This window comes from Legionella oakridgensis ATCC 33761 = DSM 21215 (genome assembly GCF_000512355.1).
Lineage (GTDB): Bacteria > Pseudomonadota > Gammaproteobacteria > Legionellales > Legionellaceae > Legionella_A > Legionella_A oakridgensis.
On the sequence record NZ_CP004006.1, the window covers coordinates 18478 to 42599 of the forward strand.

The following is a 24122-nucleotide window of genomic DNA, read 5'->3' on the forward strand; positions in this document are numbered from 1 at the left end:
TTAATACTCACCTTACCTTAGTAAGGTGAGTAAATTTACCTACTTATTTTGGTCACAAATTAAACTTTTTACTTGCTAGATAAAAACGCCCTCTGCTAAACTCAGGCTGTACTTGGACTTTAAAAGGATTCGCGATGTTTGGTTTTTTTAGCAATGTTGCAAGGACCGTTACTGTAGATACGGTTCGTACGGTGGCGGGTACGGCAGTGGGATTGGCTGCTTATCAGGCGGCTGGTTATGTCCAGAAAACAGTATTATTAGATCAACGTTCTCAGGAGCTTAAATTAGCAAAACAAAATGAAGAGGCAAAATCCGAAGAGGATCCCAATTGGAACCCCAATCCTTTTGCTGTTGATCTTGATGTTTTGCCTCGACCTTCTTCGTTCCGAGCATGAGTGCATAAATAATGGCTATTACCTGCATTATTCTCGCCATATTAATATTTACCATATTCTGCGCTGCTGCCATGTTTTATCTGGTTAGGCGGCAGCCTGCTGTTGAATTATCGTTCCTGGAATATGTTAAACTTGGCTTTAGCGGTATCGTTGCTTTTATAGCAGATACACTGGGAGTTGGCAGTTTTGCAGTAAATGTTGCTTTAGCAAAGCTTCTTGGTACCTTTCGTGATGATGAGATGCCGGCGGTGAATAATGGTGCTCAGGTTATTCCAGGAACGATAGAGTCGCTTTTTTTTATGCAACTTATTGATGTGGATTTAACCACCTTATTGACGCTGGTCATTGGCACTTGTATTGGTGGGTTAATTGGTGGGACGGTCGTCAGTCGCTTAAGTAAACAGGCTATTCGTCTGGCGATGATGTGTTGTTTTATACTGATTATCAGTTTGTTGTTATGTCATCAGTTGCAATTATTGCCGATGATGGGTGGAGATGTAGTAGAATTGCACTCAGGGAAGTTAATTCTTGGATTTTTTGCCATGATTGTTTGTGGTGCGTTAACGTCTGTGGGCATTGGCCTGTTTGTCATGGTGCAAGGTGTTTTATTTTTAATGAATGTTTCGCCGGTGGTTGCTTTTCCTATCATGACCACAGCAGGTGCTTTACAACAACCGCTAACGACCATGGTTTTTCTTAAGCACGATAAAATCCCTTTAAAAAAGACATTGATTTTAAGTCTTTCTGGTTGCCTTGGGGTATTCATCACTCTGCCTGTGTTTACACGTTTAACAGTTACCTGGCTACACACTTTATTGTTGTGTATTTTAATATACAACTTATTTGCTGTTGGACGTACCTATTTACGCTCTCGCCCTTCTCGCAATCATTATCCGCAATACGATATGGAAAATGGAGTTAATATTTAGGCTTTAATAAAAAGGATTTTCTCGATGTCAAACAATATAACCATTCTCATTTCAGTGGTTTTACTGGTTTTTGCACCCTCTGTGTTAGCAGGAATGGAGATTTCGGGACCCCAAGCCAATCTCTATGCTGGTGCTACCAACAGTCAAGTAAACCCTGGGCGGCTGTTTCTAATAAATGAAATTGATTCACTTCATCCCAGTCGTAACGATAACCGGCATACCGATTTTAGCTGGGGGGGTGGCGTTGCTTATCGCTTTGTATTACCCTCCTCTAACCAACACGTGCTTCATGATATTGCTGCCGGACTTGACTTGTTTTATTTTAAAACCACTCAAAATGGTCATGTATGGCAATATCAGCATGCTGACTTTAATAATTATAACTATCACTTGCCCATTAAAAGTTTGCGGTTTATGGTGAACAGCGAATGGACGGCACATCCCTTAGGCAGGAGACTCTTTCCTTTTGCAGTAGCCGGATTTGGATATGCGCGCAACACCGCTTCTTATCAAGATTATCCCTTAGCAGATGTGGGCGGCACTGGCGTTCATCTCGATAGCCGGGCGCACTATCAATTTGCTTATAATTTGGGTGCTGGATTGAAATTGCTGCTGACACAAAACATGGATATATCCTTCCGTTATTTATATACAAAACTTGGTGATGCGGTGACTGCTGCAAGTGGGAATGTACCACTAGAGGCTCCATTGAAAACGCCTCTTTCAACGCAAGCTTGGCTGTTTGGCTTAAGTTACTTGTTTTAACACCTAGACTGATAGGAATCATTAAGCATGAAAAAATATATCCTTTATATTATTTTTACTTTAATTAGCTTTAGTGTTGCTTTTCCTGTCACGGCGACATCAACTTTTTCAGTTGAAACGCCTGCGGTGATTCAAAATATGGTGCCTGGTAGCTCACAAGACCTTGTCTATACCATCACGACAACAGTTCCTCTACCTAGTGCTGTTGATGTGCACTGCGAATTTACCAGCAATCATCCAGAACTCACCGCATCCTTTAATAACAATGGCTGTGTGTCATCTGGAGGAGTGGGGGTTCAAGCCGGTCATCCTGTTACCATTCAGCTTACGCTGACGACAACGAAAAAAGTTAAAGGGCCCGTCACTGGGACGGTCATGTTTACCAAAACCAATGGCCGTGGCAAGACCGAGCCGACCCAGACATTTAAAATTCCAATTACAATTCCTACGTCTACTCAGCGGGTGATCACCTTTAAAAATTATTGTCCTTTTAACGTCTGGCTTGGTGCTGCTTCAGCCTCGGCACCTGCTAAAAATAAAAACGTTATCGCATGTACCAGTGATGCGCAGTGTGCCGCCTATACGTTTTCATCGTGCGTTAATGGCTTTTGTGGAGGAGGAGCTTGTAGAGCGGATGCAGATTGCGTGAATACTCATGCAAAGACGTGTGCTGTTCCTGCCGGCGGTACAAGTGCCGCTTGTACTCATTGTGATAGTGACAATGACTGCATCACTGGCGCTCAATGCGATACGACCAATAATCTTTGTTTTTGGACAGTTCCGGCACCTCAAAATGCGGCTCAAAAACATTATCGTCTAAGTCCTTATAAAAACGATGGCAAGCCTGCCAGTAACAGCTTGATTTTGCCAGATAACTCCGGCGTCAACGGTTATACTTTGTTATGGAGCGGTGGTTTTGCTGGCCGCACGGGTTGTACGTTTGCCCAAAACAAGTTGACCTGCAAAACGGCCAATTGTAATAATAATGGCATTGGTGATGGTCAGGGTGGATGCCAGTTGGGAGAGTCTTTCGAAGCGCCTTCCACGCTGGCGGAAGCAACGTTTGTTGGCCTTACACCCGATACTTACGATATTACTGTCATCAACGGCTTAACCCTTCCTGTTGCCATATATCCTAGTGGCAACAGTAAAGGCACGCCGCAAAAGTATAATAACCCCTATCTTTGCGCTATGGCGGGTAGTCCTAGCAAAATAGTAACAAACGCGGGAAGTATTGGCGGGTGCAGTTGGAGCTTCTCGCCTGCTTCCGTGGCGTTTCGTTGGGTGGATTCAAACAATAACACGCCATGTACTCAGGATACGACTTGCCAGGCAATTAATTCTAAATTTCGCTGTGGCCTTACCCAAGACGCTATTACTCAAAATAGTGCACAAACCACTTGTGGTACCCCTCTTGGCTATTGGAACCAGAATGAAATATGCGCCAAAAATGATCAATATAATCAGGCAGGCATTGTGGATTGTACAGAAAACAACATTGGTAACGCTGGTAACAGCATCATCGATCTTTTAAAATGCGCCGGCGGCGCTGCCGTTAGTTGTTTTAATGTTTCGACGGTCAATGAAACTTGTTGTGGTTGCACCAATTGGCAAGATCAAGGAATTATTATTCCGACGCAAGCCTCTATTGTTCAGCAATGCCAATATCCAAACTCCAATTGGGGTGCCGGTTCAACAAAACAGGCAACGCTTTCCGGCGCGGTTTTGCCCGGCTTGGTATGGCTAAAGCAAGGATGCCCTTCAGCGTACGTTTATCCTTATGATGACAAGGCTTCAACCTTTACTTGTCCTTCAAACAATGGCCAAAGTGCGGTGAATTATACCATTGAGTTTTGTCCGGGAGGGAAGACGGGTAGTTTAGTCGAGGTTATAGATTAAAGGTAAATTTTATGAAAAACCATTATCGAAACTTGATCTCCCCACTTTTCTATTTTATAGTAAAAAACTATGACTCAATATGGAGTCTATTCCATGGAAAACAAGGATGAGGACAATGATAAAAACAATAATTTCTAAATTATTCAACAAATACATGACTGGCTTGTATGCGTTGTTGCTTAGCTCTCCTGCGTTGGCGGCTGCTGGCAGTTTATCTACTGGTGGGTTAGTCGCTATTTTGGTGGCTTTTGCTGTTGTTGCAGGCATTTTAGTGGTAGCTAATAGCGATGATGATGATGATGGGGTTACTGATGTTTCTGCTGGTATGTAATTAATTGGCAGCCATTTGATAATGGCTGCTGATGCTTTTGGTTTTTGAGGTTTTTCTATGGTTCAACATGGACGTGCGTCTTGGCAGGTTATGTGTGCGTCTGTGTTTGCCATTGTTATCCGTGATATTCAAAAAAAATTCATTAAATCGGTTAATACCCCACGCTCGCTTGCTTTTTTTTGGATTATATTAGAACCAATGCTTCATATTGGGGCATGGATGTTAATTCGTACATTGGTCAGACATAGTACAACGCATACACCGCTTTCCCCTTCCTTATTTATAGTACTTGGCGCTATACCATTTTTTTTATTTCGTAATGTGATTAACTCGGCTAAGAGTAGCATCAAAGGCAATAAAAGTTATTATCTTTTTCGGCAAATAAAGCCTATTGATCCAATTCTTGCTAACTTAATCAGTGAACTGCTAATCAATACAGCAGTATTTATTGTTATTCTAGCCATTTTAAGTTGGTTTAGCATTTCTTGGCATGTTTATGATTTTTTATTTTGGCTGATCAATATAGCTACTTATGTGGCATTTTTATTAGGGCTAGCTTTGATTATAGCAATCCTTTGCTTTTTCTTTAACTTTATTAATATTTGCATGTCTATCATTATGCGTTTAGCCTACCTTTTTTCAGGGATATTTTTTAGTGCGGCCACATTGCCTGAACAAGCTCGCACAATCATGCTTTATAATCCAGTGTTTCAATTTATTGAACTTACCAGAGAATGTTTCATGCCAGCTTATTCTTATATTCCCTATGCGTCCAGTGCTTATTTGTTTAAATCTTCCTTAATTATCTTGATGCTTGGTTCAGGTATATATCTTTCAATGTATCATAAAATCATGAGAGAAATAGAACAACGATGATCAAAGCCATCAACATCAGCAAGCATTATATCGTGCAAGGGAAAAAGAAAGAGGTATTCAGGAATTTATCTTTGACCATACATCCTGGTGAACGAGTTGCTCTGATGGGCAGAAATGGTGCAGGAAAATCTACTTTACTACGCATCTTATGTGGTATTGAAAAACCGAGCAGCGGGGTAATCAATATTACCAGCAGTTTATCGTGGCCCGTGGGTGTAACTGGGGGAGCCGTTCCTAATCTCACAGGTCGAGAAAATGTAAAGTTTGTATGCCGTCTTTTTATGGATGATCGCGAACAAGTCAAAGAGAAAATTGATTTTGTAAAAGAATTTTCAGAAATCGGTGATTATTTTGACATGCCGGTACAAACGTATAGTTCAGGAATGCGCTCCCGTTTAGCGTTTGCTTTATCCATGGCGTTTGATTTTGATTTTTATATTGTCGATGAGGCGTTAGCAGTAGGGGATCCTGCTTTCAAAGAAAAGTGCAGGAAAATATTTAGTCAAAAGGCAGCAAATAAAGGGGTTATTATGGTTTCTCACTCAGTAGGATTGATAAGGCAATTTTGTAATCGAGGCATTTTTTTACATAATAATCAAGTGGTTAAAGGGGATAATATCAATGATATCATTAAATTATATAAAGGATTACGTGATGATATTAATCAGACCAATCTTGGTCAAACTGAAAATAGTGTGGAAGTATAATTCTTGAGGTTCCTGGGTAAATCTCTTATTCTTAGCTTGAAGGAAAAGCTCAATTTCTTCAGTAATGAGTAATTCAATTGCTTTGAATGCTCTGGTTGATTTGGTTGCTGATTATTAGATATCAATATCAAATATGGATTAACATTTTGAAAAAGTTTCGACGCCTTATTAAACGGAGCACCGCCTTAATACCTGTTGAACAACTCAAATCGTTGCAGCAAAATAAAACCTATATGATTTTAAAGTCACATCCGCTGGCTGAGCGTGGTTTTCTTTTTCTTAAAACTAAAAAATTATTTTCCTTGTTAGTGCTTTTGCCCTGGTTGGTTGCTGCCATTTATATTTTGGCGATGCAATCCCCCATTTATGAAAGTACGGCTAAAATTCTCATTGAAAAAGATGAAAAAGATCCCATGAATATTTCCATGGGATTATTAGGTAGCAGTCAAGCGGCGTCTTCGGAAATTTATCTGACTCGAGAGCACGTGTTATCAAGGGAAGTGCTGGCGCAAGTCGAAAAGAGGCTTGGTATTAAAAGCCACTTTCAATCAAAGCATGTTGATTTTATTTCTCGCTTAGGCAAAAACACGTCACAAAATTCATTTTTAGAGTATTATCGCCATAAGGTTAAGGCTGTGGTTGATCTGGAAACCAATGAGATCATCATTACGGCCGCTGCGTTCAGCGCCGAAACGGCAAAACAATTATTAACGGAAATTATTGTAGAGACCAAGGGGTTCGTTAATCGTGTTTCAAATACCTTGGCCAAAAAACAATATAACTTTGCAAAAATGAAATTGCGCCTTGCCAAGGATAAGTTGTTTCAAACCAGCAAAGACGTGATTGAGTGGCAAAACCAAAATGGCATGTTTGACCCCAAAGAAACGGCGCATGTGGTTTCCGATGTCATGGCCAAATTGAAAGGCAGTCTTGTTGAAAAGCAAACGGAATATATTACGCTTTCTTCGTTTATGCAGCCCAATGCCAATAGAATCATCACATTACAAGAAGAAATTAAAGCCATTAAAGAACAAATCGAACGACAGACCAATCTTTTATTAGGTCAAAAAGAAAAAAATGGCAAGCTTAATAAGATTGTTTCAGATTTCGAATGGATACAATTACAGCAAAAATTTGCGCAAGCAGAGTATCAGGCTTCTCAACAAGCTTATGATGCGGCTGCTATTAATCTTGCCAAAAATCAAAATATTGTTATTGAGATTGAGTCGCCTAATTTGCCTGATGAGCGTGCAAGCCCGTTGCCGTTTTTTGATTTAACCAATATTTTATTTGTATTGTTAATTCTGTTTGTCTTGACTAAGATGGCAATAATTATTGTGAAGGAGCATATTGATTGATGAAAAAGCTGTTTTTAATTTTATTGATCATCCCGACGTTGGTTTGGGCTGCGGAAACAGGTTCCCAGCCTCAGGGTTCTATTTTTGCATCCATCGATAAGCCTTCAGAAAACAACAATACAGCACTTTCAGCAACCGGTTTTTCTGCTTCCAGTAATAGCTTGGACAAGTCAAAAGATAACGATGAAGAATTTAACATAAAATTGAAATCTTCAACGCATATGGGCGATGTTTTAAACCATAAATTGCCGGTATTTGGCCAAAATCTTTTTGGCACTCAATGTAGTCAACTTCATCAGGCGCGGTTTTTTAACCCCGAATATCGGCTAACGGTAGGTGATGAAGTCAATATTCAAATGTGGGGGGCATTCCAACTGTCGCAGCGATTTCCCGTTGATACCCAGGGAAATATTTTTATTCCCGAAGTTGGGCCGGTCAAAGTGGAGGGGATAGAAAACCAGAAATTAAATGACATCATTCAGCAACATGTGAAAAAACCTTTAAAAAGGGGTTAATGTATACGCTGATTTGGTTACTGCACAGCCGGTGCAAGTATATGTGACGGGTTATGTTAATTCCCCCGGGCTTTATGATGGTTTATCGTCAGATTCCATCATTTATTTTTTATGTGCCGCAGGCGGGGTTAATCTGCAGGAAGGCAGTTTTCGGGACATTGATATTGTCCGAGCTGGTAAGGAAATTCGTCAGGTTGATCTCTATGATTTCTTACTTAAAGGAAACATCAGCACGTTCCAACTTCATCAAGGTGATACTATTGTGGTGAAACCACAAAAATACATGGTATCCGTGGCGGGGGATGTTAAAAATCCTTATCAATATGAATTAACTACTCATAATATTCCACTAACTTCTTTGATTAAACTGGCAAATGTTGAACCAACAGCAACTTATGTGCGTATTCAAAGAAACCAGGGGATGAAACCTACGTTTATTTATCAAAAGATAAAACAAGAAGCACCAGTCTATATTCAAGCGGGTGATCGAGTAACGTTTGTCGCTGATAAGGAAGTCCAGCAGACCATTGTTACAGTAACTGGTCAGGTTAAAGGGCCTCATCAATATGTGGTGAAGCAGGGAACCACATTAGCTGACTTCATTAAAACTCTGCAGCTGGCGCCGGATGCCAATATTGAAAACGTGCAATTATTTCGCGAATCGGTGGCCAGGCAGCAAAAAGAAGCATTAAATGCCAGCTTGTCGCGACTAAAACGCCAAACGATGACAGGCGATTCGCTGACTGGCGATGATGCTAAAATTCAGGCAACTCGATCGGAGTTAATCATGAAATTTGTGCAGGAAGCTAAAGAAATTGAGACCAAAGGTCAGGTTGTCATTGGAGAGCCTTCGCATTGGGAAAGAGTGCGCCTGGAAAATAATGACGTGATTAATATACCGGCAAAAACCAATGTGGTTACAGTCAGTGGTGATGTGGTTAATTCCATCTCACTGACTATAAATCCTAATTATCGTTTGATTGATTATATTAATGCGGCCGGTGGTTTCCAGAAAACGGCCAATACCGGTGAATTTTTATTAATGCGTCAAAATGGTCAGGTTCAGCTCATCAAGAATAATAGCCATCAAAATAGCCGAATTCCGCTTGAAGGCGGTGATCAGCTAGTGGTTCTGCCGAAAGAAACTGAAAGCGGTATAAAAGTGACGGGTATGATGTCTTCTATTTTATATCAATTAGCCATTGCCGCCCGAGTCGCCATGCAAATTTAAATAAAAAACAGTAGCCTGGATAGCGCAAAGCGCTATCCAGGAATAAACGTAAATTTAATAATAAGATGCAAAATATAAAGCCATGAAGAACCCAGACATCCGTTGGCACCAGCGACTTGGCAATTATAAAAGAGCATTGGAGCAATTATCTTCTGCAGTGGAGCTTGCAAATCAGAGGCCACTCTCTGAACTTGAAAAACAGGGATTAATTCAATCGTTTGAATTTACACACGAACTAGCCTGGAATGTGATGAAAGATTATTTCTTTTTTCAGGGACAGTCTAATATAACGGGATCTCGTGATGCAGCACGTGAAGCGTTTAATAAAGGCTTAATTGATGAGGGCGAGATTTGGATGGAGATGATAAAAAGTCGCAATCAAACCTCTCACACCTGTAATCAAAAAGTGGCAGATGAGATCGTTAATCACATTAAAGAGCGCTATTACTTCTGTTTCGAACGATTTTTAGAAAAAATGCAAGTGTTAAAAGAACATGAGTAACGAGACTAGGGATGATTATGGCTTGCCGTCTTCAGTAATCAAGTCTTTAAAAAATGTTTTTAAAAAGCACCCGAATATAGAAAAAGTAATATTATATGGCTCGCGTGCTAAAGGTACTTATCATACTGGGTCGGATATTGATTTATGCATCGTTGGCTCAGCGTTAACATTGAGCGAGCTTTTAGCTATTGAAAATCAAATTGATGACTTGTTGTTACCGTGGAAAATAGATTTGTCACTAAAGCATACGATAGATAATACAGAGTTATTGGCACACATGAGTAAGATAGGAACCACCATATATCCATAATTTCAGGCCAGGGAGTAAAGGGGCATGAGGCGAACAGAGTTGAGAAAGTCTCTATTTAAAATTCCATTATTAAAGCAATATGGCAAACTGGTTCTATTCATACATCATAAATTTAAAAATTATCTAATCAAAAAATCCAGGTTTATTAATGAAAAGCCAAGTAAAAAATATCTAAATGATTGTGAAAATTATAATTGTTTCTTGTACTTACCTTGGATAAAAACATTAACTAATAAATTAATTAATAATATTAATATCTCGGATCATTATCGTTTAGTTCCATTAGGTATATTTGCTGATACTCATGCACTTGCAAGCAGGAAAAAATAAGTTTCTATGTTCGGACCAATCCTGAAGAGTTGGAACAATTGTTGTTAGGTTGGCTAGAGCCAGTTGCGACGAATATCGCGGGAGTTATTTTTACTTTTGATTACAATTTTTTACAACGAATAATACTAAAAGTTTGCCGCCGACTTCATATTCAAACCATACTTATTCCTCATGAGTCAGTGTTTTTTAATCGGGATAAATATTATTATCATGCTATATCGGGCGTAAATTCACCTTTATGTGATTATGTTCTTTGCTGGGGGCAATTACAAAAAGATATTTTTGTTAGCCGAGACTATCCTGGGGAACGAATAAGCGTAGTTGGTGCGCCCAAATTTGATCATTATTACAACTTTCAGCCAAAATTTACGCGAGAGCAATTTTGCAGAAAAGCAAAGCTTAATTCGCATAGTAAAATTGTTGTATATGCTGCACAGTCATTGGATGTACAGGTAAATCAACCTTTAGCTTTAAAAGCTCAGCAGAAAATCATTGATGAATTAATCAGCTATTGTTGCAAGCGACAATATGGGTTTATTTTGCGCTACCCTCCGACTCAACTTCCAATCGTTAATGAGCGGATTATCACCCGAATGAAGCGGGAAAGATTTTTTATTGATAACTCAATCAAAGGCTATTGTTTTGAACCAGAAGAAACAATCTATCATGCAGACGTCATTATTTCTATTAATAGTACTATGTTATTTGAAGCTCTTCTTATGGGTAAGCAGACACTTTCAGTCAGGTATTTTAATTTTGAAGAAGGTTGGGAAAAAGCGGGTGTCCCATGCATTAATACTCGTTCAGAGTTAATACAAATATTGGATGAATGGTTGCAAGCAACGGAACCTACTTTAGGAAAAATTACCACTTGGGCGAAAGAGGCCTACTCATCAGGAGAATTTGATGGTCAAGCATCCATCCGAATAAGAAATTTTTTAGAAAGTAAGATTAAAAATCCAGTGCTAAAATTGGATAACGCCATTGAACGTGTTTTGAAAGATGATTTACCTGGCGCTGATATGGTTTATGTGCCTTCGTTTACAAAATCATACTCTTATTTGCCCGCACTTATTCGGACGAAAAGAATTTTAACAAATAAGGATACCAATTTACTTCCTTGGGCAGATATGACAATTCAATTGTCTGATTTTGATGATAACAGGAGAGCTAAAAAGCAACGCCATTTATATAAATTATCAAAACTGTATGTCAGCAAGGGGCTTATCAGACCAAAAAACCTTATTTATCAATCATCATGGATGATGTTGGTCATTATTATGAAGCAAATAAAATTACCCGCTTACAACAACTGTTAAATAGCAACCAAGAGTTAACATCAGTGCAGAAGGAATATGCTGCATACTGTATGCAGCGTATTGTAAATAATCGAATATCTTTCTCTGAATACACAAAAGATTTAATGGAATTGCCAGGAAGAATTGGATGCCCTAAATTATTATTGATAGATGAATGTTATGATGATCCTGTCGTTGCTGGAGGCAGAGGTGGGAAGGAACAATTTAAACAAATGCTTGACGATGTTCTAAATAAATATCCCGAATATGATCTATTAATAAAACCATCTTCAGATTTTATTCAAAATAAACAAAAATCCCATTTGAGCCAGTGGGCAATTGCGTCTTATTTAAATAAGTATCCTAATATTTTTTATTGGATTATACCATCAATGTTTATGATTTATTTAATCTAGTAGAAGAAATATTTATTGTGACTTCCTCAATTGGATTTGAAGCACTAATGGCAGGTAAAAAAGTTACTTGTTATGGTGTTCCATTTTTTGCCAACTTGGGGTTAACTTCTGATAAAATTCAGCTTAATACACGTACTCGTAAACGAGCATTGAGCGATATTTTTCATTTTTTATTTGTTATTCTCAGCCGATATTATACTCCTGGTTTAGCAAGAAAGTGCCAATTAGATGAGTATCTAGATTATCTTATAACAGATAGATTGAATTTAACTTATGATAATTCAAATTTTAAAAAAGCAAGTTGATGGATTATCGTTATATTTTTATTTTTTAGGCATGAAAATCAAAAAATGAGTGGGTATCGACATGATGATTATTCCCCTTAAATGTAAGTAGATAAAATGAATAATCCCCAATTGATTTTTTATATTATCTTTCTATGTGAGTTCTTAAAGCTTACAAATAATGCGTTTTATTTAAAGTTGCTGTATAAAAAGCAATTGTATCAACGCTGTAGGAGTGCAGGTGATAAAAAATCAATAAATTTGTCATATTATCTAATATTAAGCTTGGAAATTTACAAAGTAATGATTTTGAACTTTTAATTACGCTTCTCCAAAAATTACCGTTTAAAGATGCATACGAAATTGCCCGTGCCCTTATGCCTTTTCAACCTGAAATGGGGTTACGTATGCTTGAGCATTTGAATGTATCAAATGATTATATGTTACTTTGTAAGGCATATTTTAATCCATATGATGCTTGCAAAAATAGCTTGGAGGAAATTTTAAAAAGAAAACCATTATCCATTTTTAATTTATATAATTATTATCATGAAACCAATTTATCTAATGGTGAGAAAATATTAAATCAATATTATTTTAATAAAAACTTATTATGTGTTGAAAAAAAAAATGAACTTTTGCCCTTATATATAGATAATGTAGGTGTTTTAACCAAAGTAAATAATAGTAACGATCATGGAAAAATTTCTATTATTATCAGTGCTAAAAATGAAGAGAAGTTGATTGCCCATTCTGTAGAATCAATTATCAACCAATCTTACAAAAACATTGAGATTATTTTTATAAATGATGGATCAGTAGATAAAACTCAAGACATTTTTCAATTCGTCTGTAGAAAAAATAATTTTAGTGATTTTCATATCATTACACTTAAAAAGTCAAAAGGGCCATTTTATTGTCGAAACCTGGGGTTAGAAAAAGCGAATGGTGATTTTATTACATTTCATGATGCTGATGATTGGGCACATCCTCAGCGTCTTGAGCTTCAGCTAAAGGCTGTAATAGATTCAAAGGCAATTGCTTCCATGTCAGAAATGATTCGGGTGAATTCAAGTGGAAAATTATTTTCCAAGGTAATTTATCCAATAAATCAAATCTGTATGGCGTCATTATTATTTAGGGCAGAAATTATTAAAATTTTAGGTTATTTTTATACGGATTTACTGGGGGCTGATTCAGAGTATAAGGAACGAATTCTCTTATTTTATGGTCGGAAGCGGTTTGTAAGGGTTCCACTAGTATTGACTTTTTCGGCTCATAGGAAGAATTCAAGAACAACATGTACTGAATATGGTGTTCCAGAGTTTGGCATCAATAAACGCCGTGTTGCTGATTATGAAGCACTTATGATGAGACTCTATCAAACCATTAAAAAAGAAAGAAATTATTATGTTAACTTTTCTTATGATCAAGCGGCTGTTTGATATGACAAGCCCTGGCAGATAATTAGGATGATCTTTGTTAAGTCGTGCAAATATTATTCTGATGCTTAAAAGTGCTCAATCAAAGCTATAAATATCTGGGGTGAGTCACGATTTGGTTAGGTTATGTTGTATTTGATACCGTGCTTGATAAAACGCACTCGTGCCACATCGAATTGGTTCGTTGACAATACAGTGGAAATGTCCGTCAGGTTATTTGAGGCATTGGATTAGTCAATTATATTTATGTGAATCCCTATTTCAGCAATTTTGGGTTATTGATTTTAGAATTTTTGATCTTGGTAACGATGGTTAGGACAAAGTTGGCCATGGCAAGGATATGCTAACCAATCTGATTTTCCATAAAAAGCTGCTAATATCGAACTCACGTTTAGTATCTTGACTATGCAGGCTTTTGCTTTATATTAATATCATGTTCTTAAATGAATTACGCGATTTTTAACGAAGGAAGGTTTTCAAGCAGCTGACTAACTCCAAATATGACTTAGCTGTTTTATTATAATAAGTTAAAATAAAGGATTTTTATGGCAGAAGTATTAGTAACTGGAGGTGGAGGGTATATTGGTTCAGCTGTAGTTGATGAATTACTAAAACGGGGTCATAAGCCAATTGTCTATGACATTTTTCTTTGGGGTGGCTCAGGTTTACATGGACTTGAAGACAAGATAGAGATCATCGAAGGGGACATTCGAAATAGTCGGGATCTTGTCTATGCTCTAGAAAAAGTTGATAGTGTTATACATCTTGCAGGAATTGTAGGGGCTCCGGCTTGTGCTAATAATCCAAAAGCTCATTATACAACTAATGTAGAAAGCGCACGTACTCTTGTAAATTGCATGACGGATCCTGAATTAAAATTCGTAAAAAATCTAATTTTTTGTTCTTCCTGTTCGGTGTATGGGAATGTTGCCGGAATCTATGAGGAAGTTACCGAGACAACCTCAACAATGCCCCTTTCAAGTTATGCAGATGGTAAGCTACGCGCAGAACAAATTATTCTACAAAAAGCTAAGGAAGTTCCACAATTTTCACCAACTATTATGCGATTAACAACTATTTTTGGGTGGTCTTTACGGCCTCGGCTAGATTTAGTAACAAATCAATTTGTCTATAAAGCTTATAAAGATAAAAAATAACAATCTTTGGTGATGGATGCCAATATCGTTCACTAATTCATGTTAAAGACGTAGCCAGTGCTTTGGTGACAGCGATGGAAGCACCTAACTATATGCGTAATCGGGAAATTTTTCATATTGGTGAAGAAAATAATAATGTACTCGTTCGTGATATTGCTCAATATGTAAAAAAATGTCTTCCAGAGACTGAGGTTGAATTTTTAGAGCAAGCGCAAACGGATCGCCGAGATTATCGAATTAGCTGTAAAAAATTAAAAATATGCTCAATTGGAAAGCTAAATATACGGTAGAAGATGGCATTAAAGAATTGGTTGAAAGACTTAAGTCCAGAGACTTTGATCCTGAAAGTCCTCAATGGCGCAATAATAATTTTAATTATATCTAAAATTTAGAGTTAACCATATTAGGAATAACATATGCAAAAGGACAAGCCATTTATTAAAGTTGCTGCGCCTCAAATTAACGACCAAGATATTAATGCCGCAATTACTGCATTAAAATCTGAACACTTGACCTCTGGACCTATTGTAACTGAGTTTGAAAAACAATTTGCTCATTATTGTGGAACAGAATATGCTGTTGCTGTCAGTAATGGAACAGCAGCTATTCATGCTGCTTTAGCAGCTGCAGGAATTGGCCCAGGTGATGAAGTCATTGTTCCTGCCCTTACTTTTTTTTCTACTGCTACTGCAGTTATTCATCAGGGAGCAGTTCCCATATTTGCTGATATTTCAGTCGATAATTATTGTCTAGACCCAGAAGACGTTATTAAACGAATTACGCCAAGAACTAAAGCAATTATTCCTGTTCATTATTTTGGTCATGCTGCAGAAATGGATGCATTAATGGAAATTGCCCATCAGCATAACTTATTTGTGATTGAGGATTGTGCTCAAGCGCATGGAACAGAATATAAACATAAAAAAGTTGGAAGCATTGGTCATTTTGGTGCCTTCTCCATGTTTGCAACCAAACATATGACGACTGCAGGCGAAGGTGGCATGATACTGACTAATAATACCCAACATGCTGAATATATGAAAAAATTTCGCAGCCATGGACTAGAGGGTAGAAATGATCATGTCATACTTGGCTATAATTACCGACTTCCAGAATTTGCTGGCGCTGTGGGCTTAACTCAACTAGCGCGATTGGATGAAATGAACGCAGCAAGAATCAAAGTTTGTGAACAATTGATAGCAGCCATAAAAGATATTGAGTGGTTAACGGTTCCTAACATTCCTAAGCATGTAAAACACACCTACTTTTGGTGTCATATTGGAATAGATGAGGAAAAATTAGGAATGCGTACCAAAGCACTCATTCAGAAGCTTCAGGAAGAAGAAATAGAAGTACGCCATAGATATGAGGTACCACTATATAAGCAACCCCTTCTTAATCAAAATTTACCAGCGATTTTAAAATTATCTGCAGGTGAAAACTTAATGGATTATGGTCGTCAATATTTACCCAATGTAGAAAAGCTTGCTGGGAAAGTTATTGGACTTCCCAATCGTCCTGATTTAACGCATGAAGAAATTAGCCGAATCGCATATGTTTTAAGATCAATTAAGTGAAAGGAATCATGTCCGATCAAATTAGGCTTTTGGTCATTGGTGGCGGCGCACAGGCTAAATATGTTCTGGAAACTTGCGGACTTATGCAAGTAGAGGTTATCGCCGTTATGAATTTACAGAGTGATCATGAATTAACTTGGGTGGGATATTATAATACACGAGTTGTTCCATTTGATCTCTCTGCCCATAATATTCTTCGACTCGGTGCCACACATGCCATTATATGCACGGCAAGTCCAAAGGAAAAAGAACGTTTATGGAATATTGTCTCAAAGGTAAGATTACGCTCTTATTCTGTAATACATCCTACGGCGATTATTGCAAGTACCGCCAAAATTGGAATGGGTACTATTATTAATGCAGGAAGTATTATTCAACCTTTTGCAAAAATTGGCAATGGAGTCATGATTCACAGCAATGTTGTCATAGAACATGATGTTACTGTAGACAACTTTGCTAATATAGCTCCTAATGTGACATTGGCTGGTTGGGTAAAAATCGGTAAATCAGCCATTATTTATACTGGATGTAATATAATCCCTACTATTGAAATTGGCGATTTTGCGATAATTGGAGCAGGAGCAACCGTTATCTCAAATATTCCAGCTCAGTGTAAGGTAGCTGGTGTGCCTGCAAAGGAAATAAGCACTTATAGAGGGGAAGTTACGTCATGAGTAAAAAACCACCTTTCTTGAAAACTCTGAAGTGAAAAATGAAACTCATTCCAATATTGAAAATACTATTATCTCTGATCTCAGAAATCAAATAGTTCAGGACATTTTTAAGAAGGTATCTACTCTGCATCAAAAACTTATCTATACAGAAGACACTAAAAAGCAATTACTCTCGGATAGAGCACGCTTAGTAAATGAAATGAAAATATTAATTAGTAAAAACTTAGAACAATGTCGAGCGCTAAAAAATAGCTTAAAAGAAAAACATAACGAAATATTAACACTTAAAAAGTTGCATAAAATCGCTTTAATTTCAGAAAAAAAAGAATTAACCCAACAAATTCGACAACAGGCTTTTCAACAACTTAATGCACAAATTAGTAAGTTAAAAGATGAAATCAAAAATAAAAATATTCTCATTAATAGAAAAAAACAACTTATATTAAAAAATCAAGAAGTTATTCATAAATTTAAAAATATTATAAAAAATAAAAATAAAGAAATTTCGTTTCTTAATAAGATGCTTGTTGAAACAAAAAAACTTAATAATTCTAAATTAAAAGACGTAATTTCAGTAAATAAGCAATCCAATTTGAAACAAAAATTACAGAATAAAAATCAGCAAGAAATAATAAAAAAAATAACTCAAGAATTAATTTTTAAGAGAAAAAATATTGAAGCATTAAGAAAAGAAATAGTATTAACTCATTCCAAAATTTCTAATAAGGAGGACGAGCAAGTAACTAATAATAGTAATTTAACATTAAATTTTAAATCTATATTTATAGCATCTGGGGGGAGCTCTGGCAGCCACCTCTTAGCTGTTCAAATGGCGAATTTCAAACCGTTTATCACAGGCCCTGAGCTAAATATTGCATCACATCCTGGTCTTTTCAATAAAGAATCATTTCGAATTAACCTACATAAAGGACTTTATGCAAAAAATCACATAGGTAGTCCTATTAGATTAAAAAATGGCAATCTATTTCATGTGCTTCCATCATTATTTTTAACAAATAAAAAAGACTTAATATTAGATTCGTCTGAAGCAAAATTTAAATTACAAGAAAATGTATATTATTGGCCTAATTTTGTTAATAAATTATATGAGCATCTTAAGATCTTAAAAATTCTTAATGACGATTTAACTTTTATTGAGCATTCTCCCACTAATGCAATTTGTTTCCCTGATTTATTACAGGTTTCTAATGCTTATGGAGTTCATATCATTCGCGATCCAAGAGATGCTGTTGCCTCCATGTTGGCAAGGAGAAAATATCAAGCACTTTTTACTGATATATCAGATGAAGAAATGATTAGTCTTACTTTGAAACAATGGGCAACATTAAATGCAAGTGCTTTTAAAGCTAAAAACAATCACAATTATCTTCTAGTTAAGTATGAAGATTTAGTTCTTAAGCCCCAAAAAATTATTGCATCTATTTTTGATTTCCTCGATATTGGGCCTTTAATCTCATATCCACATGGCTCGAATATTTTTGGTGAAATAAAAAAACAAAATGGATGGAATTTTTCACCACTGGATGGAATCAACTCATCATCAGTTGGTAGATATAAAAATGAATTAAATTCTAAGCAACTAAATCAAATTATCAAAACGGAGGTTATTAATTACGAACTCGATACAAAGATGCTAATTAAGGAATTCATGGAAGAATATCATTATACATAATCTAATGCTTCAATAATATGATTTTGACGTTTTGGATATAAAAATTGGAGGAATCGGATGTTTAAAAATCTCATATCTTTATTTAAAAAAATAAGAACATAATTAATTTCAATCATGAAACTTTGGCTTTACATGAAGAATTAAAATGCATTTCTGATGAAAAAATGAAAATTGAAGGTACATTAAATAAAAAAATTTAATAGATTGATAAATTACAACAACAATTACTAAAAGCAAAGGAGGCGTTGGGAATTCAAAGAGTGGATTATGAAATAAAAAAGCTAGAAAATAAAAATCATAATGCAAAATTAATTACGCCATGGGTAATTCGATTGCATAAAAATTTCAATTTTACTGATTGGGTGGTAAAAGAAACGCAATCTGAAAATTTTGATTTATGCATTGTGCATGACTCTTTCGGCTTAGGGGCTCTTTGGGCGGTAAAGGCAGAAAAAAAATGCAAGACAATTTATGATTGTGTTGAATATCCTAATTACGCTGAACGAGCAGGAGAGGTTATTAAGCAGTCTTACTTGGCATATCCGCATTTTACTAATTTATTACAGCTCAGTGAAAGAAAAATAATTGATGAACTTGATGGTATAATGACAGGAACTCCAGCTGTAGCGGAATGGTTTAATAGCCAGAAAAATCTGCCAAATGCTGTTTCTGTGCGTAACTGCAGGGAGTATCAAGAGTTAATTCCTACTTTAGAGTTAAAAAAAGATTGTGGGCTATCGAATGATTCTTTAGTAATTTTATATCCTAATACAGTTTTTAAAGGTTGTGGCCTAGAACCTTGCGTTGAGGCTCTTTCCTATACAAACTTTCCTATTCATATTGCAATTATGGGCACAATGATGCCTCAAATTAAAGAAGACCTTATTAATTTAGCAATTAAGCATAGGGTAAATTCCCGTATGCACTTTCTCCCACTAAAATCCCCACAAGAATTAATCCAATATCGCAGTGGGGCTGATTGTGCTTTAGTTCCTTTAGATCCGTCTTTTCCTAATCATTATACAGGCCTTCCCAATCGAGTTTTTGAGTCGATTATGAGCAGATTGCCAATAATTTCTTCCGACTTGCCTCTGATTAAAGCGTTAACGCATGAATATAAAAATGGAGTTTGGTATGGCTCAAACAATCCTAAAGAAATAGCAAAGATCTTTGATGAGGCAGTTACCCCAAACAAGCTCGCTGAATTAAAAAAACATGCAGAAACAGCAGCGCGAGAGCTATGCTGGGAAAATGAGCAAAAAACATTTGAAACTTATGTTAGAAAAGTAATGGGCGATGAACCCTTTAGAAAAGTGTTATTAATTGCTAATAAATCCGTTGGGACTAATAATAGGTATTATCGACATACTAAAAAACTCTTGGAGTTGGGATTCGAAGTTCTGTCTTTAACGCTGGAAATGCCCTATCCAGAACTGCAACTTCCTAAGGTAACATATAAAGGATTCCAAAATCCAGTCGAAAGAAAAGGCCCAGCGGCCCGGCCTCCTTCAAGAAGGTTAGCAACTACAACATAATTTTTAAAAATACCTGCTAAGAAACATCGGGCTTACAATTTAATGGCTGGGAGCTTCTGACTCGTTTTTAAATTGTTTTCGATATCAGGAAAAATGTGTATATTGAATGTTTGCTTTCAATATAGGATATGAGTTAAAAAATGGCCATAACGGAAACCAATGATATACGGAATAAGAACGATGTATTACAAGCAAAGGTAGACCAACTCACAAAGGTCATTACTAATTATAAATTGAAATTAAAACAGGCCCAAGAGCAATTGAAAAAATCTTTGTCAATTCGAGCTCAACTGCTTGAAAGAGCAAAGGAAGCTAAAGTTGAAAAAATTTTATTAGAAGAATTTTATTATCAAGTTTATTTCAAAGAAATTGATCGAGTTGAACATTTAATAAAGACAAGCTTGGCTTTAGAAAACTTAATCTTTGATTTATTAAATCTTGGTACTCATGAAGCTGAGAAATTAAAACCAGTTATCTCACAACATTTAATTGAAATAAAAAATATTCCAAGCAAATCATTCCCTCATTAAGGCCTTTTCCACGCAAAATAGTAAATTTTGCTTTGAATAAGGATTGTACCGATCATTGTAAACAACGCCGACTCGCTCTGCTTGCTAATATGCCGACAGCTTTTAATAGTACACGAGCAATGGCAATACTCGATTTAAAAGATTTTAATACCTTCGATGACTATCTATTGCAAGTGAAGAGAAAATACAGTGGAAATACCTATCGTGATGCTTGCAAGGCTAAAAAGCTAGGTTTTTATTGTAAACTTTTTGTTCGTGATAACTACATCTATGACATTTGGCAAATAAATACCTCTAAAAGCATACGTCAGGGGGAGATGCGAGCCCCCTATCTATATTCATTAGATGAATTGGGTGGTCTATCGCAAACAGAAAAACTGTTCACACCTCCTTACTGCAACTTGCATACAGATTATTGGTTTGGCATTTTTGAGCGTTCTGAAGGGTATAAACAAGGAGGGGAGGGACTTGAAACAGGTGAGAAACTTATTGGATATATTTTGTTGGAACGGCATGGAGAATTTGCTCATTTACGCCATATTCTTGGTCATGGAGATTATCTTAAGTATGGAATTATGTATTTCTTATTTTTTGAATTAGTTAAATGGGTATATTGTACCCTGCCAGGGTTGTTTTATATTTCTTATGCAGGTTGGACAGAATTGGTCGGACAGATTGATTCTCGTCCCGGGTTAACAATGTGGAAAAAAAAAGCATTATTTCAACCTCGTTACTTAATGGAAACACTTAATCTTTCTCGTCAAGAATTATTACAAGAGATTAATGAGAAGACGGAAAAACGTCCATTCCCAGAGTATACGCTTGTCAATGCAAAGTCAGGATTATGCATGTACTCTGTAGCTTTGTATGGGCAACGAGATGTTATCCATCTATACAATCACGGCCTTGAGGATGTCACGCTAGTAGATATAGATGAGGAAAAGATGCTTGAGATGAAAAAATATATCCAGAAAATTGGAAGTATATAGTTGGTGATGCTTTTAATTTTGTTAAGCAAGCACTTAAGCATGGTAATCAATATGATATTATTATACTTGATCCATGGGTATACCTAGAAAAGCCTAATGTAGGCATTATTAGAGATATAGTAAGCCTTTGCAAGTTATATGTGGTTATCAGTTTGACCTCTTATTCATTTTTCAAACCTAACCACGTAGAAGAAACGAAGGAAGGTGTTTTCAAGTTTTTCCAAAAAAGAGATGAACGGATTATTGATGCGGATCTAAGCGTTAGCACTCCTCATGATGGAAATTTATATTGGGTTGTTCTAAAAAGGGGCTAATATGTCTGCTGTCTTTCAGCGTCATCGGATTAAGCCATTTTCTTATGTGGAAATAATTAAATCCATTCATGCAGAGTATTTTATTTATGGCGAGGAATCTGTACCCAATAAAGGTATTTGGATGCGTCACGATGAAGATTGGGATCTCAATTATTCTTTGAAAATGGCTAAATTAGAAAAACAATTGGGTATCCGCGCTACTTATTTTATAAATCACACAACAGACTATTTCGATTATAGTGACAAACTGCTTGGTGCATGCAAAGAAATAATTGATTGTGGTCATTTCATTGGCTTACATAATAATGCCATTGAACAATATTTTAAAACAAATGAACCAATAAAAGCTATTCTTGAAAAGCCATTGAGCTTTTTAAGAGACAATAATATTCCAGTAAATGGTGTTTCATCCCATGGCTCAAGCTTTTGTAACAAAAATGGATGGTTAAATTGTGAAATTTGGTCAGAATTTAATAATTCGGATTTAAAACATCTCAAGAACACCAAACAGTATAATGGTAACCTTCCTTTTGACCAGGTATCTTTATCTGATTTTGATTTAAAATATGAAGCATCATTTGCTGAAAATAATGCATATATCTCAGATAGCAGCGGAAGGTTATGGGGCTTTTATAAAAATCAGATACCTGAACAAAATCGGTTATATGATATCATTGAATATGCAGAAATTGTCCGCGCAAAATCGGTTATAAAAAACAACATCAATGAAATTATATACCACTTTAATCAATATATAGATTATGGATTTATGCAAATTTTATTTCATCCTAAGTGGTGGATTTCTGAATGATGCATTAAATTTACAGGACAAAATTCCATGGCCTACGCATTAAAAAATAATCGTTTAAAAAGGCGCAAATAAGCGATATTTAGCCCACATTCTATACGATAGAGTCGCCTGTTTTTGAGAAACCTGCCGGGATAAAGAGGCTTATTATGCAAAAAATAGAATGCTTAATAGTTGGCGCGGGATTAATAGGACTTGCAATGGCCAAGGAATTGGCTAAAAGAGGATATTCAGTAATTGTTATTGAACAGGAACCTTTTATAGGAAATCACACAAGCTCCCGTAATTCAGAGGTTATTCATGCAGGGATATATTATCCGCCAAATTCTTTAAAAGCATACCATTGTGTCAAGGGTAAGGAGCTTATTTATCAGTATTGTAAAAACTTTCATGTACCATATCAGAAAATAGGAAAACTAATAATTGCTACTAATAAAAAGAAAATGATATTCTTTATCAATTAAAGCAAAATGCAATTAAAAATGGTGTGGATGATTTAAAGTTATTATCCCATTCCGAAATTTCCTCAATACAACCCGAGCTGAATGTAACGGCCGCATTATGGTCCCCTTCTTCAGGAATCGTTGATACGCATGCGTTACTTCTAGGTTTCCATGGTGAATTAGAAAAATATGGTGGCTTTATTGCTTTTAATACTAAAGTATTCTCAATTGAAGCAGGTCAAAATGGGATTTTGGTGCACACAATTGAGGGTGAAAAAAATTTTTCTATTGAGTGTGATTTTTTAATTAATTCAGCTGGCTTATGGGCTACAGAAGTTGCATTAAAAATCTCAAACTTTCCCCAAGAATATATTTATGACACCAGATTTGCCAAAGGTCATTATTGCAGTTTGGCCGCCAATCATAATTTTAAACATCTTATTTATCCTGTTCCAGTAAAAGATGGTTTAGGAGTGCATTTAACTCTTGATTTAGGGGGGAAAGCAAAATTTGGACCGGATATATATTGGTGTGAATCTATTGATTATTCAATGAATGATATTGATAGGCTAGCATTTATTCAGGCTATTAAAAGATATTGGCCAAGTATGAGTGGTGATAAACTGCAAGTTGATTATTCTGGTATTCGTCCAAAGGCATTTTATAAAAACAAGCCAGTAAATGATTTCGTGATTTCTACACCTAAAGAGCATGGCATCCCCGGTTTAATCAATTTATATGGCATTGAGTCACCAGGATTAACTTCCTGCTTAAGTATTGCTGATACAATCAGCCAAATTTTCTAATTTGAAAC

28 protein-coding genes are annotated in these 24122 nt (G+C 36.2%); all 28 read left to right on the top strand.

Annotation, left to right across the window (positions count from 1 at the left end; translation table 11 throughout):
• Positions 1 to 134: 134 nt before the first annotated feature.
• The 28 genes from LOA_RS00110 (at position 135) to LOA_RS00240 (ending at position 24114) form a co-directional block, all read left to right on the top strand.
• Positions 135 to 395: a hypothetical protein gene (locus LOA_RS00110; protein ID WP_025384623.1), complete on the top strand. Its 261-nt coding sequence runs from the start codon at positions 135 to 137 to the stop codon at positions 393 to 395.
• 11 nt (positions 396 to 406) lie between these two features.
• Positions 407 to 1324 carry a TSUP family transporter gene (locus tag LOA_RS00115; protein ID WP_025384624.1) on the top strand — a complete coding sequence of 306 codons (918 nt, stop codon included), beginning with the start codon at positions 407 to 409 and terminating at the stop codon, positions 1322 to 1324.
• 24 nt (positions 1325 to 1348) lie between these two features.
• Positions 1349 to 2089, top strand: a complete 741-nt coding sequence (locus LOA_RS00120; RefSeq protein WP_025384625.1) for an outer membrane protein — start codon at positions 1349 to 1351, stop codon at positions 2087 to 2089.
• Between the two features lie 27 nt (positions 2090 to 2116).
• Positions 2117 to 3988: a thaumatin family protein gene (locus LOA_RS00125; RefSeq protein ID WP_025384626.1), complete on the top strand. Its 1872-nt coding sequence runs from the start codon at positions 2117 to 2119 to the stop codon at positions 3986 to 3988.
• 115 nt (positions 3989 to 4103) lie between these two features.
• Entirely contained in the window at positions 4104 to 4319 is a 216-nt protein-coding gene (locus LOA_RS00130; RefSeq protein WP_025384627.1) for a hypothetical protein, read from the top strand.
• A gap of 57 nt (positions 4320 to 4376) precedes the next feature.
• Complete coding sequence (locus tag LOA_RS00135) at positions 4377 to 5195, top strand: ABC transporter permease (protein ID WP_025384628.1); 819 nt, start codon at positions 4377 to 4379, stop codon at positions 5193 to 5195.
• Complete coding sequence (locus tag LOA_RS00140) at positions 5192 to 5902, top strand: ABC transporter ATP-binding protein (protein ID WP_025384629.1); 711 nt, start codon at positions 5192 to 5194, stop codon at positions 5900 to 5902. The genes LOA_RS00135 and LOA_RS00140 overlap by 4 nt, the downstream gene beginning before the upstream one ends.
• Positions 5903 to 6048: 146 nt before the next feature.
• Positions 6049 to 7260, top strand: a complete 1212-nt coding sequence (locus LOA_RS00145; protein ID WP_158422992.1) for a KpsE/RkpR family capsule polysaccharide export protein — start codon at positions 6049 to 6051, stop codon at positions 7258 to 7260.
• Positions 7260 to 7775: a polysaccharide biosynthesis/export family protein gene (locus LOA_RS13450; protein WP_052335851.1), complete on the top strand. Its 516-nt coding sequence runs from the start codon at positions 7260 to 7262 to the stop codon at positions 7773 to 7775. The genes LOA_RS00145 and LOA_RS13450 overlap by 1 nt, the downstream gene beginning before the upstream one ends.
• 43 nt (positions 7776 to 7818) lie before the next feature.
• Complete coding sequence (locus tag LOA_RS00150; protein WP_238551275.1) at positions 7819 to 9006, top strand: SLBB domain-containing protein; 1188 nt, start codon at positions 7819 to 7821, stop codon at positions 9004 to 9006.
• 82 nt (positions 9007 to 9088) lie between these two features.
• A complete protein-coding gene (locus tag LOA_RS00155) occupies positions 9089 to 9508 on the top strand; it encodes a nucleotidyltransferase substrate binding protein (RefSeq protein ID WP_025384631.1) in 420 nt (139 codons plus the stop codon).
• Entirely contained in the window at positions 9501 to 9818 is a 318-nt protein-coding gene (locus LOA_RS00160; protein WP_042238581.1) for a nucleotidyltransferase domain-containing protein, read from the top strand. The genes LOA_RS00155 and LOA_RS00160 overlap by 8 nt, the downstream gene beginning before the upstream one ends.
• 24 nt (positions 9819 to 9842) lie before the next feature.
• Complete coding sequence (locus tag LOA_RS00165) at positions 9843 to 10148, top strand: hypothetical protein (RefSeq protein WP_148294837.1); 306 nt, start codon at positions 9843 to 9845, stop codon at positions 10146 to 10148.
• A 41-nt stretch (positions 10149 to 10189) separates the two neighbouring features.
• Complete coding sequence (locus tag LOA_RS14595; protein ID WP_025384633.1) at positions 10190 to 11467, top strand: hypothetical protein; 1278 nt, start codon at positions 10190 to 10192, stop codon at positions 11465 to 11467.
• Positions 11407 to 11862 carry a hypothetical protein gene (locus tag LOA_RS00175; RefSeq protein WP_148294839.1) on the top strand — a complete coding sequence of 152 codons (456 nt, stop codon included), beginning with the start codon at positions 11407 to 11409 and terminating at the stop codon, positions 11860 to 11862. The genes LOA_RS14595 and LOA_RS00175 overlap by 61 nt, the downstream gene beginning before the upstream one ends.
• A 17-nt stretch (positions 11863 to 11879) precedes the next feature.
• Positions 11880 to 12167: a capsular polysaccharide export protein, LipB/KpsS family gene (locus LOA_RS00180; RefSeq protein WP_238551276.1), complete on the top strand. Its 288-nt coding sequence runs from the start codon at positions 11880 to 11882 to the stop codon at positions 12165 to 12167.
• A 386-nt stretch (positions 12168 to 12553) separates the two neighbouring features.
• The gene (locus LOA_RS00185; RefSeq protein WP_158422994.1) at positions 12554 to 13591 is read left to right on the top strand and encodes a glycosyltransferase family 2 protein; all 1038 of its coding nucleotides are present in this window, start codon (positions 12554 to 12556) and stop codon (positions 13589 to 13591) included.
• 542 nt (positions 13592 to 14133) lie between these two features.
• Positions 14134 to 14745: an NAD-dependent epimerase/dehydratase family protein gene (locus tag LOA_RS00190; RefSeq protein WP_025384637.1), complete on the top strand. Its 612-nt coding sequence runs from the start codon at positions 14134 to 14136 to the stop codon at positions 14743 to 14745.
• A gap of 74 nt (positions 14746 to 14819) precedes the next feature.
• Positions 14820 to 15035, top strand: coding sequence for a hypothetical protein (locus LOA_RS00195; RefSeq protein ID WP_025384638.1), 216 nt, complete (start codon positions 14820 to 14822; stop codon positions 15033 to 15035).
• Positions 15036 to 15161: 126 nt separating this feature from the next.
• Positions 15162 to 16322, top strand: a complete 1161-nt coding sequence (locus LOA_RS00200; protein ID WP_042238585.1) for a DegT/DnrJ/EryC1/StrS family aminotransferase — start codon at positions 15162 to 15164, stop codon at positions 16320 to 16322.
• Between the two features lie 8 nt (positions 16323 to 16330).
• Positions 16331 to 16996 (top strand): LbetaH domain-containing protein, encoded by a 666-nt coding sequence (locus LOA_RS13455; protein ID WP_025384640.1) that lies wholly within the window; start codon positions 16331 to 16333, stop codon positions 16994 to 16996.
• 31 nt (positions 16997 to 17027) lie between these two features.
• Positions 17028 to 18689 (top strand): sulfotransferase family protein, encoded by a 1662-nt coding sequence (locus tag LOA_RS00210; protein WP_025384641.1) that lies wholly within the window; start codon positions 17028 to 17030, stop codon positions 18687 to 18689.
• A 245-nt stretch (positions 18690 to 18934) separates the two neighbouring features.
• On the top strand, positions 18935 to 20224 hold the full coding sequence (locus LOA_RS00220; RefSeq protein WP_148294840.1) for a glycosyltransferase: 1290 nt from the start codon (positions 18935 to 18937) through the stop codon (positions 20222 to 20224).
• A gap of 140 nt (positions 20225 to 20364) precedes the next feature.
• Positions 20365 to 20754 carry a hypothetical protein gene (locus LOA_RS00225; protein WP_025384644.1) on the top strand — a complete coding sequence of 130 codons (390 nt, stop codon included), beginning with the start codon at positions 20365 to 20367 and terminating at the stop codon, positions 20752 to 20754.
• Positions 20755 to 20786: 32 nt separating this feature from the next.
• Positions 20787 to 21743, top strand: a complete 957-nt coding sequence (locus LOA_RS00230; protein ID WP_148294841.1) for a hypothetical protein — start codon at positions 20787 to 20789, stop codon at positions 21741 to 21743.
• A 315-nt stretch (positions 21744 to 22058) separates the two neighbouring features.
• Positions 22059 to 22868 (top strand): hypothetical protein, encoded by an 810-nt coding sequence (locus LOA_RS00235; RefSeq protein WP_025384646.1) that lies wholly within the window; start codon positions 22059 to 22061, stop codon positions 22866 to 22868.
• Positions 22869 to 23014: 146 nt separating this feature from the next.
• Positions 23015 to 23329: an NAD(P)/FAD-dependent oxidoreductase gene (locus LOA_RS15660; protein WP_052335853.1), complete on the top strand. Its 315-nt coding sequence runs from the start codon at positions 23015 to 23017 to the stop codon at positions 23327 to 23329.
• 11 nt (positions 23330 to 23340) lie between these two features.
• A complete protein-coding gene (locus LOA_RS00240) occupies positions 23341 to 24114 on the top strand; it encodes an NAD(P)/FAD-dependent oxidoreductase (protein ID WP_274544682.1) in 774 nt (257 codons plus the stop codon).
• Positions 24115 to 24122: the final 8 nt, after the last annotated feature.

What these genes read in the sequence shown, in the direction of transcription:
- LOA_RS00110 (WP_025384623.1), top strand. Translation starts at nt 135, where the DNA reads ATGTTTGGTTTTTTTAGCAATGTTGCAAGGACCGTTACTGTAGATACG.
- LOA_RS00115 (WP_025384624.1), top strand. Translation starts at nt 407, where the DNA reads ATGGCTATTACCTGCATTATTCTCGCCATATTAATATTTACCATATTC.
- LOA_RS00120 (WP_025384625.1), top strand. Translation starts at nt 1,349, where the DNA reads ATGTCAAACAATATAACCATTCTCATTTCAGTGGTTTTACTGGTTTTT.
- LOA_RS00125 (WP_025384626.1), top strand. Translation starts at nt 2,117, where the DNA reads ATGAAAAAATATATCCTTTATATTATTTTTACTTTAATTAGCTTTAGT.
- LOA_RS00130 (WP_025384627.1), top strand. Translation starts at nt 4,104, where the DNA reads ATGATAAAAACAATAATTTCTAAATTATTCAACAAATACATGACTGGC.
- LOA_RS00135 (WP_025384628.1), top strand. Translation starts at nt 4,377, where the DNA reads ATGGTTCAACATGGACGTGCGTCTTGGCAGGTTATGTGTGCGTCTGTG.
- LOA_RS00140 (WP_025384629.1), top strand. Translation starts at nt 5,192, where the DNA reads ATGATCAAAGCCATCAACATCAGCAAGCATTATATCGTGCAAGGGAAA.
- LOA_RS13450 (WP_052335851.1), top strand. Translation starts at nt 7,260, where the DNA reads ATGAAAAAGCTGTTTTTAATTTTATTGATCATCCCGACGTTGGTTTGG.
- LOA_RS00155 (WP_025384631.1), top strand. Translation starts at nt 9,089, where the DNA reads ATGAAGAACCCAGACATCCGTTGGCACCAGCGACTTGGCAATTATAAA.
- LOA_RS00160 (WP_042238581.1), top strand. Translation starts at nt 9,501, where the DNA reads ATGAGTAACGAGACTAGGGATGATTATGGCTTGCCGTCTTCAGTAATC.
- LOA_RS00165 (WP_148294837.1), top strand. Translation starts at nt 9,843, where the DNA reads ATGAGGCGAACAGAGTTGAGAAAGTCTCTATTTAAAATTCCATTATTA.
- LOA_RS00175 (WP_148294839.1), top strand. Translation starts at nt 11,407, where the DNA reads ATGGATGATGTTGGTCATTATTATGAAGCAAATAAAATTACCCGCTTA.
- LOA_RS00185 (WP_158422994.1), top strand. Translation starts at nt 12,554, where the DNA reads ATGCTTGAGCATTTGAATGTATCAAATGATTATATGTTACTTTGTAAG.
- LOA_RS00190 (WP_025384637.1), top strand. Translation starts at nt 14,134, where the DNA reads ATGGCAGAAGTATTAGTAACTGGAGGTGGAGGGTATATTGGTTCAGCT.
- LOA_RS00195 (WP_025384638.1), top strand. Translation starts at nt 14,820, where the DNA reads ATGGAAGCACCTAACTATATGCGTAATCGGGAAATTTTTCATATTGGT.
- LOA_RS00200 (WP_042238585.1), top strand. Translation starts at nt 15,162, where the DNA reads ATGCAAAAGGACAAGCCATTTATTAAAGTTGCTGCGCCTCAAATTAAC.
- LOA_RS13455 (WP_025384640.1), top strand. Translation starts at nt 16,331, where the DNA reads ATGTCCGATCAAATTAGGCTTTTGGTCATTGGTGGCGGCGCACAGGCT.
- LOA_RS00225 (WP_025384644.1), top strand. Translation starts at nt 20,365, where the DNA reads ATGGCCATAACGGAAACCAATGATATACGGAATAAGAACGATGTATTA.
- LOA_RS00235 (WP_025384646.1), top strand. Translation starts at nt 22,059, where the DNA reads ATGTCTGCTGTCTTTCAGCGTCATCGGATTAAGCCATTTTCTTATGTG.
- LOA_RS15660 (WP_052335853.1), top strand. Translation starts at nt 23,015, where the DNA reads ATGCAAAAAATAGAATGCTTAATAGTTGGCGCGGGATTAATAGGACTT.